A 14,382-nucleotide genomic window follows, 5' to 3' on the forward strand; every position below is an offset into this window, starting at 1 on the left:
GTCTTCGCCACCGCCGGCGCGGCGCAGTACACGCTCCGGTCCGCGTCGCCGACGGTGAAGAACCGGGCGCTCGGGTCGAGGTCGCCGCGCCCGGTCAGCGTCACCTTGACCGGCGACGGCGGCAGCCCGCGGTCCACCCGCGCCCGGCGCAGGCGCTCCGAGCGGATCACCAGCCGCGGGTCGTCGCGGCGGACGGTGCCGGCGCCGACCAGGATCGCGTCGCAGCCGGCCCGGACGGCGTCGACCCGGGCCAGGTCGTCGGCGTTGGACAGCAGCAGCCGCTGCCCGGTGGCGTCGTCGATGTACCCGTCGATCGACGTGGCGCAGCTCAGCAGCACGTACGGCCGCGCGCCCGCCGGCACGGCGCCCATCTCAGGTCAGCGACGGCGAGTCGGCGGTGCGGGCGGCCGCCCGGCTCGCCTTCGCCGCGAGGTAGTCGGCGTTGGCGGGGGAGAGGTAGACCCCGGTGGGGACCACCTCCGTCACCGTCACGCCGAGCCCGTCGAGCTGCTCGGCCTTCTCCGGGTTGTTGCTCAGCAGCGCCAGCCGCCGCACGCCCAGCACCGCCAGCATCTGCGCGGCCGCCCGGTAGTCGCGTTCGTCCTCGCCGTGCCCGAGCGCCACGTTCGCCTCGTAGGTGTCCAGGCCGGCGTCCTGCAACGCGTAGGCGTCCAGCTTCGGGTACAGGCCGATGCCGCGCCCCTCCTGCCGCAGGTAGAGCAGGAACCCGCCGGCGTCGGCGATGCGCTCCACCGCCTCGCGCAGCTGCGGGCCGCAGTCGCAGCGCTGGCTGCCGAAGACGTCCCCGGTCAGGCACTCGCTGTGCGGGCGGACCAGCGGCGCCGGCCCGGCCGACTGCCGCCGCAGCGCGCCCGCCCAGTCGCCGAGCCCGAACGCCAGGTGCTCCCGCCCGTCCGCCAGCCCGTCGAAGGTGAAGACCCGGGCCGTGGTGGCGTACCCGTCGGGTAGGCGGAGGGGAACCGTGACCTGCGTGCGGACCGTGGCGACCGGAAGTGCTCCGTACATGTGTCTCCTCCGTCAGGCGCTGCCGGCCAGCCCGGCAGCGGGTACCGCAGCAGAACCGCCCTGGCCCACCGTACGAGGTGTGGACCGGTACGGGTACCCGGCCGGAAGCCGGCCCAGCAGCAGCACGGCGGCGCCGGGCAGGGCGGCGACGACCACCAGCGCCCCGTACACCAGCGCGGTGGACACCCCCTGGGCGGCGCCCAGGCCGGCGGCCCCGAACGCCCAGGCGGCCACCCCCTCGCGCGGGCCGAACCCGGCCACGTTCGCCGGCAGCCCCATCGCCAGCAGCCCCAGCAGGGTCAGCGGCAGCAGCTGCGCCAGCGGGGCCGTGGCCCCGGCGACCCGGGCCGCCACCAGGAAGGTGCCCAGGTGGCCGAGGACCGCCACCGCCGAGGCGAGCAGCACCCCCGGCCCGGTCCGGCGGGTCAGCAGGCCGGCGCGGACGTCGGCGGCGGCGGCGCGCAGCGCGCGGGCCCGCCGGGACGGGCCGGAGCGGGGCAGCGCCCGGGCCAGCAGCACCACGCCGAGGGCGAGCGCCAGGGCCAGCGCGGTGGCCTCCGGCAGCCAGGGCCGCACCGGCGACGGCAGCGCCAGCAGCAGCGCTGCGGCGAGCATGACCTGGACGACCTGACCGGCGCTGCGTTCCCAGACCACCGCCCGCACGGCCCGGCCCAGGTCGCCGGCCTCCCGGCCGTGGCGCACCGCCCGGTGCACGTCGCCGAGCACCCCGCCGGGCAGGGTGGCGTTGAGGAAGACCGCCCGGTAGCAGTCCGCCACGGCGGTGCCCAGCGGGAGCCGGACGCCGAGCCCCCCGGCGACCAGCCGCCACCGCCAGGCGCAGCAGACGGTGCTGAGCGCCCCGAGCAGCAGCGCCGCGACCACCGCCGCGGCGTCGATGCGGCGCAGCGCGGCCAGCGCCGGGCCGGTGCCCAGCCACCACAGCAGCGCCGCCACCAGCGCGACGCCGCCGAGGTTGCTCACCCAGGCCCACCTTGGACGGACCGGGGTGCCGGGGGTTTCGTGGGCAGCCTGTGGCACGCGGGGCCTCCTGTCGAAGATCTCTCCCTCCTCCACGTACCGCCCGGCCGTCGGGTTCATTCCACCCCGGCGAGCAGGTCGTCGTGGCCCACCGTGACGGTCAGCCGGCCCGCCGCCGCCTCGGCCAGCCGGCGGCGGGCGTACCCGGTGATCCGGGCGGCCAGCTCCGGGCGCTGCTCGACGGCGGCATCGCACCAGCCGGTGAACCACTCGGCGATCAGCGCGTCCTGCCCGGCGCCCAGCCGCCACGGGCTGGACCGGACCGTCACGGGAACCCCGTGCCGCCGGAACGCGGCGACGGTGGCCGCGGCGGCGTCCGGACCGAGCAGCCGCCGGCCGTCGACGGTACGGCGTTGGTGCGCGTCGAACGCGGCGGCGACCTCCGCGTCCAGCTCGTCCGGCGGGTCGAGCCGCACCCGGCCGATGACGGAGAGCGTGAACAGGGTCGGGCGGCCCGCCCCGACGCAGGCCGTCACGATCGCCTCGATCTCCTCGGCGGTCAGCATGTCCAGCAGCGCCGAGGCGGTGACCAGGTCGGCGCCGGCCAGATCGGCGGCGGTGAGCCGGGTGATGTCCGTGCGCCGCGTCTCGACGCGCACCGGGCTGCCGTCGGCGGCGCGCGGCGGGGCGGCGAGGGCCCGGTCGAGCAGCCCCGGGTCCCGGTCATAGAGGACCCAGTGCTGCGGGCCGGGCAGCCGGGGGGCCAGCCAGCGTGCCATGGAGCCGGTGCCACTGCCCAGGTCGTGCACCACCAGGGGCCGGCCGGCGGCCAGCCGGGCGCGGACCCGGTCCACCAGGTCGTCGGCGCGGGCGGCGGCGTCGGCGGGCTCGCGCAGCGCGAGCCAATCGGCGAAGGGGTCGGTGACGTGCATGGTCAATCCCTCACTCCGTTCAGGACGTGGGCGATCGCCGCAGCGGTGTCCGGCCAGCCGGCCAGGCCGTCCCGGCGGGCCAGGGCCGCCTGCCGCAGCCGGTGCCGCAGCGGCGCCCCGGTGAGCCAGCGCCGCAGCGCGCCGGCCAGCGCGGTCGGGTCGTCGGCGGGTACCAGCAGGCCGGGCGGCTCGCCGTCCGGGGCCCGGCCCAGCGCCTCGGGCACCCCGCCCACCCGGGTCGCGAGCACCGGCAGGCCGCGGGCCAGGGCCTCGGTGACCACCATCCCGTACGTCTCGGCGTGCGAGGCGAGCACCAGCAGGTCGGCGGCGGCGTACGCGGCGTCGAGGTCGGCCCCGGTGCGCGGTCCGGCCAGCCGTACCCGCCCGGCCAGCCCCCGCTCGTCCACCAGCCGGCGCAGCCCGGCGACGAAGCCGGGATCGCGGGTGAGCGCGCCCACGCAGTCCAGCGTCCAGGGCAGGTCGGCGACCTCGGCCAGGGCGCGGACCAGCACGTCGTGTCCCTTGTGCGCGGTGACCGCCGCGACGCAGAGCAGTGCCGTGCCGGCGCCCGTGCCGGTCGCCGGTGGCGCCGGGTCCACCCCGGGGGTGGCCACGTGCACCCGGTCGGCGGGCAGCGGGTACCGGTCGAGCAGGCGGCGGCGGGTCCACCCGCTGGTGCTGACCACCGCGACGGCGCAGGCCAGCGCGGCGGCCTCGGTGTCGTCCTCCAGCGGCATGTGCACCAGCACCACCAGCCGCAGCCGCCGGGCGTGCGGGGCCAGCACCTCCGGCACGGCCGAGGCGACCAGCCCGTCGAGCAGCACCACCGTGCCGTCGGGCAGCGTCGCGAGCACCCCGGCCAGGCGGGTCCGCGCCGGCGGGTCGGGGCGCGGCCACCGCCCGGGTACGCCGTGCTCGCGCACCGCCCACCCCCGCTCGGCGAGGCCCCGGCAGACCCGGCGGTCGTACGTGTTGCCGCCGCTCGGGGTCGCCGGGTCGTCGATGTCGCCGGGGAGGACGACGTGCACCACCGGCACCGGCTACAGGGACCGCTCGTAGCTGGCCCAGGCGATGTGCGACTCGTGCAGCGTCACCGTGATCCCGGCCAGCTCGCGGGCCCCCGGGCCGAGCCCACCGGCGTGCGCCCGCTCGGCCAGCCGGTCCGCGACCGTGCGGCACAGCACCTCGGTGGTGGTGTTCACCCCGGCGAAGGCCGGCTCGTCGTCGAGGTTGCGGTAGGTCAGCTCGGCGAGGACGGCCCGCAGCTCCTCGGTGGCCCGGCCGATGTCCACCACGATGCCGTCGGCGTCCAGCTCGGCGCGGCGGAAGGTCGCGTCCACCACGAACGTCGCCCCGTGCAGCCGCTGCGCCGGCCCGAAGACCTCGCCCCGGAAGCTGTGGGCGACCATCATGTGGTCCCGTACGGTCACGCTGAACACGGCGTCACTCCCCGTCGTAGGTGATGAGGTGGCACAGCGCGGGGAGGCTCCCCGCGGCCAGTCGGTCGAGCACGTCGGGCAGGTCCGCGAAGCGCGACCGGCCGGTGAGCAGCGCGTCGAAGACCGGATCGGCGAGCAGCTCCAGGGCCAGCGCCATCCGGTCGGCGTAGCTTCGCCGCGCCGCCCGGGCCGGCGAGACCGTGCCGACCTGGCTGCTGCGGATGGTCAACCGGCCGGAGTGGAACGACCCGCCCAGCGACAGTCGCACCGGCCGGTCGCCGTACCAGCTCAGCTCGACCACCGTGCCCTCCGGGGCGAGCAGGTCGATCGCGCGCTGCAACCCCGGGCCGGTCGCGCTGGCGTGCACCACCAGGTCCCGCCCGTCGGCCGCGTCGTCGGGCGACGCGAAACCGGCGCCCAGCGCCGCGGCGACCGCCGCCCGCGCCGGGTCGGGGTCCACCAGCTCGACGCGTACCCCGGGGAAGCGGGCGAGCAGCGCCGCGACGGCGCAGCCCACCATGCCGGCGCCCACCACGCTGACCCGGTCGCCGACCAGCGGCGCGGCGTCCCAGAGCGCGTTCACCGCCGTCTCCACCGTGCCGGCCAGCACCGCGCGGGCCGCCGGTACGCCGTCGGGGACCGGCGTCACGGCCGAGGCCGGCACGACGTACGCGCTCTGGTGCGGGTGCAGGCAGAAGACGGTACGCCCGCGCAGCCGCGCCGGACCGGCCTCGACCACGCCGACGCTCAGGTAGCCGTACTTGACCGGGGCGGGGAAGTCGCCCTCCTGGAACGGGGCGCGCATCGCCGCGTACTGGTCGGCCGGCACGCCGCCGGTGAAGACCAGCGTCTCGGTGCCCCGGCTGACCCCCGAGTACCGCGCGCGCACCAGGACCTCGTCGGGGCCGGGCTCCGGTAGCGTCACCGGGCGGATCTCACCCACGCCGGGGGAGCGGAGCCAGAAGGCGTGGGCGTCGCGGATCACGCGGATGTTCTCCTCATCTGGCTGCCGGACCGAACCGAACGGCCACCCGCTCCGTGTTTCCTGTCGAGGCCGTCGATCATAAACACGGAGGCAGGGTGTCCAAGGTTCGAACCGGTCCGGTGCTCGGCCTGACCGCCCAGATCGTCCTGCTCGCCGGGCTGGCCGCGACCGTCGGGCTCGACGCCGCCGGCTGGCTGGCCGGCGTCGCGTACGGCATCGGGCTCTGCGGGGCGCTCGACCGTGGCCTGCGCCGACGCGGCGCAAACCGGTTGGGCCCGGCGGACCGGGTGACGCTGACCCGGGCGGTGCTCGTCGGCGGGGTGACCGCCCTGGTGGTGGACGCCATCGACGCGGCGGCGCCGCTGGCCGTGCTGGTGCCGATGGCCACGGTGGCGCTCGCCCTGGACGCCGTCGACGGTTGGGTGGCCCGGCGCACCGGCACCGCCAGCGCGCTCGGCGCCCGCTTCGACATGGAGGTCGACGCCTTCCTGATCCTGGTGCTCAGCGTCCACGTGGCGCCGTCCACCGGCGGCTGGGTGCTCGCCATCGGCGCGATGCGGTACGCCTTCGTCGCGGCGAGCTGGGTGCTGCCCTGGATGCGCGGGACGCTGCCGCCGCGGTACTGGCGCAAGGTGGTGGCCGCGGCCCAGGGGGTGCTGCTGCTGGTCGCCACGGCGGAGGTGCTGCCCGCGCCGGCGACCGCCGACGTGGTGGCGGCCTCGCTGGCGTTGCTGGTCGAGTCGTTCGGCCACGATGTCGGCTGGCTCTGGTGGCACCGCCGGGTCCGGACCGCCCCCGTACGCCGCCCGACGCCGGCTCTCCGGCCGGTGCCGGAGACCGTCGCCGAGCGCCCGCTCGCCGCGCACCAGCCCGTCTGAGCCGCACGATCGCCCGGCCGGACGGCCGGGCACAGCCCAGGGAAGGGACATCGCAGTGTCAGTGCTGTCGCGCCTGCGCCGCCGGGCCACGGTGGACGGTCAGGCCCGCCCGGTCGATCCGACCCCGCCGGTCGATCCGACCCCGCAGCCTCGGCGCGGCGAGCCCGACGGGCCGGCCCTCGACCAACCCGCCGACGCTGCCGCCGGGGCGGAGGCCCCCGAGGCGGCGTCCCCGCGGCAACCGGCTCCCGCCGGGGTGGAGGCACTGGATGCGGCGTCCGCGCCGCAACCGGCTCCCGCCGCAGCAGAGGCCCCCGATGTGGCGTCCGCGCTACACCCGGCTCCTGCCGAGGCGGAGGCACCCGGCGCTCCGAGCGGGCCGGAACCGGCCGGGCCCGTGGCGGATGGCGTCGCCGGTGGACGGGGACGGATGCGTACCGTCGCGGCGCGGGTGACCACCGTGGCGGCCGGCCTGCTCGTGTTCGCCGTGCTGGTGGCGCCGAACCGGCTCGACCAGCTCGGCCCGGCCGCGTTCCTGCGCATCCCGGTCGAGGGGCTGGTCGCCGCCGCACTGCTGCTGGTGCTGCGCGGCGTGGCCCGGCGGGCGGCGGCGGTGCTGTGCGGCGTCGCGCTCGGGCTGCTCGCCGTCGTCAAGCTGCTCGACATGGGCATGTCCGCCAGCCTCGCCCGCCCCTTCGACCTGGTCCTCGACTGGGTGCTGCTGGACGACGCGTACGGCTTCGTCCGCGACTCCGTCGGCCGGGCCGGCGCGGTCGGCGCGATCGTGGCGCTGGTCGCCGCGGTCGGCGCGCTGCTGGTGCTGACCACCCGGTCGGTGCTCCGGCTGACCCGGCTGGTGGCCCGGCACGACCGGCGGGCGGTCCGGGTGCTGGCGGGGTGCGCTGCGGTCTGGGTCGCCGGCGCGACGATCGGCGTGCCGGTCGCCGACTCGGGGACGTCCCGACTGGTCGGCCAGCATGTCGGCCAGCTGGGTGCCGGGCTGCGGGACCGGGAGGCCTTCGCCGCCGAGGCCGCCGCCGACGCCTTCCGCGACACCCCGGGCGACGAGTTGCTCACCGCCCTGCGCGGCAAGGACGTGATCGTCGCGTTCGTGGAGAGCTACGGCCGCGACGCGGTGCAGGACCCGGAGTTCGCCCCGCAGGTCGGCGCGGTGCTCGACGGCGGTACGCGCCGGCTCGCCGAGCGTGGTTTCCACGCCCGCAGCGGTTTCCTCACCTCACCCACCGCCGGCGGGGGCAGTTGGCTGGCGCACGACACCCTGCTGTCCGGGCTCTGGGTGGACAACCAGCAACGCCACCTCAGCCTGCTGGCCGGCGACCGGCTCACCCTCAACGGCGCGTTCCGGCAGGCCGGCTGGCAGACGGTGGGCGTGATGCCGGCGGCCACCCAGCCCTGGCCGGAGAGGAGCTTCTTCGGCTTCGACCGCTACCACGACGCGGCCGGGCTCGACTACCGCGGCCCGAAGTTCAACTACGCGCCCATGCCCGACCAGTACACGCTGGCCACCTTCCAGCGGCGGGAGCGGGCCACCCCGGGGCACGCGCCGATCATGGCGGAGATCCCGCTGATCTCCAGCCACTCACCCTGGGCGGCGATCCCCCGGATGCTCGACTGGGACCACGTCGGCGACGGGTCCATCTACCGCCGGCCGACCTCGGTGGCCGCCAACCCGAAGGACGTGGTGGGGCGCAGCGCCACCGAGGTCCGCACCGGCTACCGGCGCTCCATCGAGTACTCGCTGAACAGCCTGATCTCCTATGTGGAGACGTACGGCGACGACGAGCTGGTGCTGGTCTTCCTCGGCGACCACCAGCCCGCGCCGGTGGTGACCGGGGAGAACGCCGGCCGGGACGTGCCGATCACCATCGTGGCCCACGATCCCGCCGTGCTGGCACGGGTGACCACGTGGGGTTGGGACGAGGGGCTGCGGCCCGGCCCGCGTGCGCCGGTCTGGCGGATGGACACCTTCCGGGACCGGTTCCTGCGCACCTTCGGCCCGCAGCCACCGGCCGGGGCGGCCGCCCCACCGTCGCCCCGCTGACCCGGGAGGGATTCCGGACGGAGCGGACCAGCCCCGGATAAGCTGATCGGCCCCGGCGAACTCGACAGGCAGGAGCACCGTGGGCAGGCGATCGGAGGTGGCCCAGGCGGTCACGAGTGCCGGCCTGGCTGTCGTCGCCCACACCTGGTTCGGCGTCGCCGCCGCGAATGCACTGTGGATCGGACGGGATTCGCCCGGCGAGTGGACCTTCTACTTCGGCGCGACTAGCTGTCTGCTCCTGCCGGTGACCGTGGCCGCGGGTTGGTTGCTGACCCGCTCGCCCCGGACCAGGTACCTCGGGCGGGGTGCGCTCGTGGGGACAGCGACCGTGACCGTCCTCGTCGCAGCGGCGGCGGTGACGGGGTGGGCGCCGCCGTGGATCAGCGAAGGCTGGACCGGCACCGGCTGGAGCTGACGACGAGGGGGCGGGGGTCCGTCAGGACGTCGGCACTACCCGCGAGGCCGCGTCCGGGAGACGTGGGCGGCGGGTGGCGGGCACCACCAGCGGCGTGCCGGTCTCCGGGTCCTCGACGATCCGGCACGGCAGCCCGAACACCTTTTGGACCAGTTCGGCGGTGACCACCTCGCGCGGGTCGCCCTCGGCGACCACCCGGCCGTCGCGCATGGCGATCAGGTGGGTGGCGTAGCGGGCGGCGTGGTGCAGGTCGTGCAGCACCGCCACCAGCGTGCGGCCCTGCTCCTCGTGCAGCCGGGCGCAGAGGTCCAGCACCTCGATCTGGTGGGCGACGTCCAGCCAGGTGGTCGGCTCGTCGAGCAGCAGCAGCGGCGTCTGCTGGGCCAGCGCCATGGCGATCCAGACCCGCTGCCGCTGCCCGCCGGAGAGCTCGTCGACCGGCCGCTCGGCCAGTTCGGCGACGCCGGTGGCGGCCATCGACTCGGCGACCACCCGTTCGTCCTCCCGGGACCACTGCCGCAGCAACCCCTGGTGCGGGTACCGGCCGCGGGCGACCAGGTCGGCCACCGTGATGCCGTCCGGCGCCACCGACGACTGCGGCAGCAGGCCGAGGGTACGGGCCACCGCCCGGGACGGCAGCGCGTGGATGTCCCGCCCGTCGAGCAGCACCGTCCCGGCGCGCGGCCGCAGCGTCCGGGCCAGGGCCCGCAGCAGCGTCGACTTGCCGCAGGCGTTCGGCCCGATCACCACGGTGAACGACCCGTCCGGTACGGCCACCGACAGCCCCTCCGCGACGATCCGCCGCTCGTACGCCAAGGTCAGCCCGACCCCGTCCAGGCGTGGGTTTCCCGACACGCGATCTCCTTCAGTTTCGTCCGGCCCGCCGCGCGGCGAGCAACCACACCAGGTACGTCCCGCCGAGCACGCCGGTCACCACGCCCACCGGCAGTTGCTGGCCGGCGAGGGCGCGCTGCGCCACCAGGTCCGCCCCGACCAGCAGCACCGCACCGGTGAGCGCCGAGGCCACCAGGTTCGGCCCCGGCGCGCGGGTGAGCCGGCGGGCCAGATGCGGCGCGGTGAGCGCCACGAAGGAGACCGGCCCGGCGGCGGCCGCCGCGACGGAGGCGAGCAGCACCGCCGCGCCGAGCAGCACCTGCCGGACCCGGGTCACCGGCACGCCCAGCGCGGTCGCGGTCTCGTCGCCCAGCTCCACCATGGCCATTGCCCGGCCGCCGGCGAGCACCACCGGGGTGAGTGCCGCGAGAACGCCGAGCAGCGGCACCGCCTGCGACCAGCCGCGCCCGTCCAGACTGCCGGTGAGCCAGAGCACCGCCCGGGCGGCGTCCATCAGCGGCGCCCGGGTGAGCAGCCAGCCGTTGACGCCGGTGAGGATCGCGGTGAAGCCGATGCCGACCAGCACGAGCCGGTGACCGGCCAGGCCCCGGGCGCCGGCGACGGCACGGATGAGCAGGCCGGTGCAGATCCCGGTGGCCAGCGCCGCGCCGGACAGCGCGAGGCTGCTGCCGCCGAGCACCACGGCGATCAGCCCGCCGGTCGCCGCTCCCTGGGTGATGCCGAGCACGTCGGGGCTGCCCAGCGGATTGCGCAGCAGCGTCTGGACCACCGCGCCGGACAGCGCCAGGGCGGCCCCGACGCCCAGCGCGGTGACCAGCCGGGGCAGGCGCAGCTCGCCGACGATGAACTCCTCGGCCGCGGTGCCGCCCCCGGTCAGCGTGCGCAGCACGTCGGCCGGGCTCATCGGGTAGTCGCCGCCGCCGACGGCTAGCACGCCGAGGCTGACGGCGAGCAGCGCGGCGGTGGCGACGACGACCAGCGATCGGGGACGCCAGCGCAGCGACCGGCCACCCGGGGTGCGGAGCACGGTCATCGCCGGGCCACCAGACGCAGGAAGAGCGGGCCGCCGAGCACGGCGGTGACCAGACCGACCTGGAGTTCGCCGGGGCGGCCCAGCACCCGGCCCAGCACGTCGGCGCCGAGCAGCAGGACGGGCGCGTACAGCGCGCAGGCGGGCAGCAGCCAGCGCAGGTCCGGCCCGGTCAGCACGCGGACCAGGTGCGGCACGAGCAGTCCGACGAAGACGATCGGCCCACAGGCGGCGGTGGCCGCGCCGCAGAGCAGCGTGATCGCCGCGATGGCGCCGCCGCGCACCAGGGCCGGCCGGGCGCCGAGCGCCCGCGCGGTGTCGTCGCCCAGGGCCAGCGCGTTCAGCGACCGTGCGCCGGCCAGGGCGACCAGCAGGCCGGCCAGCACGAAGGGCGCCACGGTACGCAGGGTGGCGAACTCGGCGTTGGCCAGCGAGCCGACCGTCCAGAACCGCAGCCGGTCCAGCGAGGCGGAGTTGAGCAGCATGACCGCGCTGACGTAGGAGTAGAGCACCGCGTTGAGCGCCGCCCCGGCCAGCGCGAGGCGGTCCGGGGTGGCCCGCCGGCCGCCGCCGACGGCGTACACCCCGACGGTGACGGTGGCGGCGCCGAGCAGGGCGAACCAGATCCAGCCGCCGGCGGTGCCGACGCCGAGCAGGGCGGTGGCGGAGGCGACCGCGGCCGCCGCGCCGGCGTTGATGCCGAGCAGTCCCGGGTCGGCCAGGGGGTTGCGGGTGAGCGTCTGCATCAGCGCCCCGGCCACCCCGAGTGCCGCGCCGGCGACTAGGCCGAGCAGCGTGCGGGGCAGGCGCATCCGGTGCACCACCGCGTGTTCGGGGGAGGCGGCGGAGACCAGGCCCTGCCAGACCTCGGTGGGGGAGAGCGGTCGGGCGCCGACGGCGATGCTCAGCACCGCGACGACGAGCAGGAGCAGCAGTCCGGCGGCGAGCGCCGCGGCGGGGCCGGCCCGGCGGGTGGGTGGCGCCGGCGCCGGGGCGGCGGCGAGCGTGGTGACGGACAGGGTCGGCTCCGGGGGGAAACGGCATGGCACCGGTTGACTTCGGGTTAGGTTAGGTTAACCTAACCCCGCCATCGCGGATCATCGCGGTCCGGTCCTGATCGAAAGACGTCATCATGCCTGCTTCCATGTCCGCCCGCGGACTCTCCCGCCGGGGCCTGCTCGCCGCTGGCGGCGCCACCCTCGCGACCCTCCTCGTCGGCTGCGGCCAGGCCGACAAGCCCGGCTCCACCAGCGCCAAGGGTGCGACCGGCCCCTGGTCGTTCACTGACGACCGCAACCAGAAGATCGAGCTGGCGAGCACCCCGACCCGGGTCGTCGCCTTCACCGGGGTCGCCGCCGCGCTGGTCGATTTCGGACTCGACTCGCAGATCGTCGGCGTGTTCGGCGAGACCACCCGCAGCGACGGCTCCGTCGACCCGCAGGCCGGCGGCCTCGACGTCGACCGGGTCACCGTGCTCGGCAACGTCTGGGGCGAGTTCAACGTCGAGAAGTACGCGGGGCTGCGCCCCGAACTGCTGGTCACCCACATGTACGACCCCGGTGCCCTCTGGTACGTGCCGGACGAGAGCCGCGACAAGATCCTCGCCCTGGCGCCCAGCGCCACCGTGACCACCGCCCGGGTGCCGATGACCAAGCCCATCGAGCGGTACGCGGAACTGGCCCGCTCCCTCGGCGCCGACCTGACCGCGAAGAAGGTCACCGACGCCAAGGCGCGCTTCGAGGCCGCCGCCGAGTCGGTCCGCCAGGCGGTCAGGGCCAACCCCGGCATCCGGGTGCTCGCCGCCTCCGGCAGCCCCGACCTGTTCTACGTCTCCAACCCGAAGGTCAGCACCGACCTGATGTACTTCGCCGAGCTGGGCGTCGACATCGTGGTGCCGAACAAGCTCGCCACCGGCGACTACTTCGAGAGCCTGAGCTGGGAGAACGCCAACAAGTTCCCCGCCGACCTGATCCTGCTCGACAACCGGTCCACCGCGTTGCAGCCCAAGGACCTCGCGGCCAAGCCCACCTGGCAGCAGCTGCCCGCCGTCCGCGCCAACCAGGTCACCGGGTGGGACGCGGTGCCCCGCTTCTCGTACGCGGGCGCGGCGCCGCTGCTGGAGAACCTCGCCACCGCCATCCGGTCGGCCAAGCGGGTCGGCTGACGCCGTGACGACCGGCACCGCGACCCGCGTCGCCCTGCGCTACCGCTTCTACCAGGCCCAGGTCCGGCACACCCGGCGCATCGGCGCCTCGCTGATCCGGGTCACCCTGACCGGCGAGGAGCTGGCCGGGTTCGCCGGCGGCGGCCGGGACCAGAGCGTCTCGCTCTTCCTGCCCCACCCGGGCCAGCCGGAGCCGGTGGTCCCGCTCGACGCCGGGGACGACTGGTACGCACGCTGGCGGGCCACCGACCCGGCCGTCCGCGCGGTGATGCGCTCCTACACCATCAGCGGGCAGCGGCCGGAGGCGTCCGAGGTGGACGTCGACTTCGTCCACCACGGTGACAGCGGCCCGGCCACCCGGTGGGCGGTCCGGGCCCGGCCGGGGGACCGGATCGTCCTGCTCGGACCGGCTGAGCGGGACAACCGCAGCGTCTGCTTCCGGCCCCCGCCCGGCACCGACCACGTCCTGCTGGCCGCCGACGAGACGGCGCTGCCGGCCGCCGCCGGCATCCTGGCCTGGCTGCCCGCCGGTGCCACCGTCCGGGCGTGGATCGAGGTGCCGGACGCCGCCGACGTGCGCGAACTGCCCACCGTGGCGAACGCGGAGGTGCGCTGGCTGGTCCGGGGCACCACCCCGCCCGGCACCGGCCTGCTGGTCGAGGCGATCCGCGCCGCGCGGCTGCCGGCCGGCGTCCCGTACGCGTGGATCGCCGGCGAGTCCTCGACGGTCCGGGCGGTCCGCCGGCACCTGGTCACCGACCGCGGCCTGGACCGGCGGCGGGTGACCTTCGCCGGCTACTGGCGGCGCGGGGCATCCGAGGAGCAGTTGCGCGCGGAGGCGGACGCCTGACCGGGCCGACCGAGGTCCTTCCGGGCGGTGTTCCGCGGTCCGCTCGCCTGCGTCCGGTTGGTCACCCGATCCGACGGTCAGCCGTCGAAGAGGAACTCAGACTGGCCGGCTCACGCAGCAGGGCGGGCAGGTCGCCCAGGGTGGCGAACGCACGTCCGGTCCAGCTCGGGTCGGTGTCGCTGTGCTCCGTGGTCCGCAGCACGGTCATGCCGGCCGCTGCCGCCCCGGCCAGCTCGCCGTCCGCGCCGTCGCCCACGAAGACGCACTCCGGTGGCGCGACGCCCAGCCGCGCCGTGGCGGTGTGGTAGATCGCCGGGTGGGGCTTGGCCAGCCCCACGTCGCAGGAGAAGACAGCGACGTCGAAGCGGCGGGCGAGCGGGCTCTGCGGCCATGCCTCGGCGGTCTCCGAGGTGGCGTTGCTGATGAGGGCCAGCGGATGCCCGTCGTCGCGCAGCGCGTCGAGCACGTCCAGCGTGGCGGTCGAGACACTGTCCAGCAGCCGGCGCGCGAGGTCCCGCCGGTGTCCGCCGGCCCGGGTCACCTGTTCGTCGGTCGGTGTGCCGCCGAGGCGTCCGGCGAGGATGCGGACGGTCTCCTCCACGTCCCACCGGACCAGCCGCTCACGCCAGGTGGCGTGGTACGCGGCGACCAGCGCGGCCGGAGCCACCCCGACCATGAGCGCCATCTCGCCGACCACCCGGTCACGCTCGTCATCGGGACCGTGGACCAGGGTGTGGAAGAGGTCGAAGATCACCGGCCGGGGCATGT

The 14,382-nt window shown here is 76.1% G+C and carries 16 protein-coding genes; 5 read left to right on the forward strand and 11 right to left on the reverse strand.

Annotation, left to right across the window (positions count from 1 at the left end):
• From KBX37_RS16705 to KBX37_RS16735, 7 genes are all read right to left on the reverse strand, one after another.
• Positions 1-371: dihydrofolate reductase family protein (locus KBX37_RS16705; RefSeq protein WP_210776869.1), on the reverse strand; the 371-nt coding region annotated here is incomplete at its 3' end.
• A 1-nt stretch (position 372) separates the two neighbouring features.
• Complete coding sequence (gene ribA / locus KBX37_RS16710) at positions 373-1,026, reverse strand: GTP cyclohydrolase II (RefSeq protein WP_210776870.1); 654 nt, start codon at positions 1,024-1,026, stop codon at positions 373-375.
• A gap of 12 nt (positions 1,027-1,038) precedes the next feature.
• Entirely contained in the window at positions 1,039-2,064 is a 1,026-nt protein-coding gene (locus tag KBX37_RS16715; protein WP_307849092.1) for a lysylphosphatidylglycerol synthase domain-containing protein, read from the reverse strand.
• A 56-nt stretch (positions 2,065-2,120) separates the two neighbouring features.
• Entirely contained in the window at positions 2,121-2,936 is an 816-nt protein-coding gene (locus KBX37_RS16720; RefSeq protein ID WP_210776872.1) for a class I SAM-dependent methyltransferase, read from the reverse strand.
• A 2-nt stretch (positions 2,937-2,938) separates the two neighbouring features.
• Positions 2,939-3,973: a glycosyltransferase family 4 protein gene (locus tag KBX37_RS16725; RefSeq protein ID WP_210776873.1), complete on the reverse strand. Its 1,035-nt coding sequence runs from the start codon at positions 3,971-3,973 to the stop codon at positions 2,939-2,941.
• A 3-nt stretch (positions 3,974-3,976) separates the two neighbouring features.
• Entirely contained in the window at positions 3,977-4,375 is a 399-nt protein-coding gene (locus KBX37_RS16730) for a 6-carboxytetrahydropterin synthase (protein WP_088961569.1), read from the reverse strand.
• Positions 4,376-4,379: 4 nt separating this feature from the next.
• Positions 4,380-5,360, reverse strand: a complete 981-nt coding sequence (locus KBX37_RS16735; RefSeq protein ID WP_210776874.1) for a zinc-binding alcohol dehydrogenase — start codon at positions 5,358-5,360, stop codon at positions 4,380-4,382.
• Positions 5,361-5,455: 95 nt separating this feature from the next.
• On the opposite strand from KBX37_RS16735, the gene KBX37_RS16740 reads away from it, so the two are divergent.
• The 3 genes from KBX37_RS16740 (at position 5,456) to KBX37_RS16750 (ending at position 8,715) form a co-directional block, all read left to right on the forward strand.
• Positions 5,456-6,238 (forward strand): CDP-alcohol phosphatidyltransferase family protein, encoded by a 783-nt coding sequence (locus tag KBX37_RS16740; protein WP_210776875.1) that lies wholly within the window; start codon positions 5,456-5,458, stop codon positions 6,236-6,238.
• A 430-nt stretch (positions 6,239-6,668) separates the two neighbouring features.
• Positions 6,669-8,300 (forward strand): sulfatase, encoded by a 1,632-nt coding sequence (locus KBX37_RS16745; protein WP_210776876.1) that lies wholly within the window; start codon positions 6,669-6,671, stop codon positions 8,298-8,300.
• Positions 8,301-8,379: 79 nt separating this feature from the next.
• Positions 8,380-8,715 (forward strand): hypothetical protein, encoded by a 336-nt coding sequence (locus KBX37_RS16750; protein WP_210776877.1) that lies wholly within the window; start codon positions 8,380-8,382, stop codon positions 8,713-8,715.
• A gap of 21 nt (positions 8,716-8,736) precedes the next feature.
• On the opposite strand, the gene KBX37_RS16755 is transcribed toward KBX37_RS16750, so the two are convergent.
• From KBX37_RS16755 to KBX37_RS16765, 3 genes are read right to left on the reverse strand one after another with little or no spacing between them, the layout of a single operon-like run.
• Entirely contained in the window at positions 8,737-9,537 is an 801-nt protein-coding gene (locus KBX37_RS16755; RefSeq protein ID WP_210776912.1) for an ABC transporter ATP-binding protein, read from the reverse strand.
• Positions 9,538-9,580: 43 nt separating this feature from the next.
• On the reverse strand, positions 9,581-10,603 hold the full coding sequence (locus KBX37_RS16760) for an iron chelate uptake ABC transporter family permease subunit (RefSeq protein ID WP_210776878.1): 1,023 nt from the start codon (positions 10,601-10,603) through the stop codon (positions 9,581-9,583).
• On the reverse strand, positions 10,600-11,649 hold the full coding sequence (locus tag KBX37_RS16765) for a FecCD family ABC transporter permease (RefSeq protein ID WP_374103767.1): 1,050 nt from the start codon (positions 11,647-11,649) through the stop codon (positions 10,600-10,602). The genes KBX37_RS16760 and KBX37_RS16765 overlap by 4 nt, the downstream gene beginning before the upstream one ends.
• Positions 11,650-11,732: 83 nt before the next feature.
• Between KBX37_RS16765 and KBX37_RS16770 the strand changes: the two genes are divergently transcribed.
• Complete coding sequence (locus KBX37_RS16770; RefSeq protein WP_210776879.1) at positions 11,733-12,764, forward strand: ABC transporter substrate-binding protein; 1,032 nt, start codon at positions 11,733-11,735, stop codon at positions 12,762-12,764.
• A gap of 4 nt (positions 12,765-12,768) precedes the next feature.
• Positions 12,769-13,614 carry a siderophore-interacting protein gene (locus KBX37_RS16775; protein ID WP_210776880.1) on the forward strand — a complete coding sequence of 282 codons (846 nt, stop codon included), beginning with the start codon at positions 12,769-12,771 and terminating at the stop codon, positions 13,612-13,614.
• Between the two features lie 61 nt (positions 13,615-13,675).
• On the opposite strand, the gene KBX37_RS16780 is transcribed toward KBX37_RS16775, so the two are convergent.
• Complete coding sequence (locus KBX37_RS16780; protein ID WP_210776881.1) at positions 13,676-14,380, reverse strand: HAD family hydrolase; 705 nt, start codon at positions 14,378-14,380, stop codon at positions 13,676-13,678.
• Between the last annotated feature and the right edge of the window lie 2 nt (positions 14,381-14,382).

Origin of the sequence: Micromonospora sp. U56 (assembly GCF_018070095.1) — a bacterium.
Lineage (GTDB): Bacteria > Actinomycetota > Actinomycetes > Mycobacteriales > Micromonosporaceae > Micromonospora > Micromonospora purpureochromogenes.

What these genes read in the sequence shown, in the direction of transcription:
- KBX37_RS16780 (WP_210776881.1), bottom strand. Translation starts at nt 14,380, where the DNA reads ATGCCCCGGCCGGTGATCTTCGACCTCTTCCACACCCTGGTCCACGGT.
- KBX37_RS16770 (WP_210776879.1), top strand. Translation starts at nt 11,733, where the DNA reads ATGCCTGCTTCCATGTCCGCCCGCGGACTCTCCCGCCGGGGCCTGCTC.
- KBX37_RS16760 (WP_210776878.1), bottom strand. Translation starts at nt 10,603, where the DNA reads ATGACCGTGCTCCGCACCCCGGGTGGCCGGTCGCTGCGCTGGCGTCCC.
- KBX37_RS16720 (WP_210776872.1), bottom strand. Translation starts at nt 2,936, where the DNA reads ATGCACGTCACCGACCCCTTCGCCGATTGGCTCGCGCTGCGCGAGCCC.
- KBX37_RS16745 (WP_210776876.1), top strand. Translation starts at nt 6,669, where the DNA reads ATGCGTACCGTCGCGGCGCGGGTGACCACCGTGGCGGCCGGCCTGCTC.
- ribA (WP_210776870.1), bottom strand. Translation starts at nt 1,026, where the DNA reads ATGTACGGAGCACTTCCGGTCGCCACGGTCCGCACGCAGGTCACGGTT.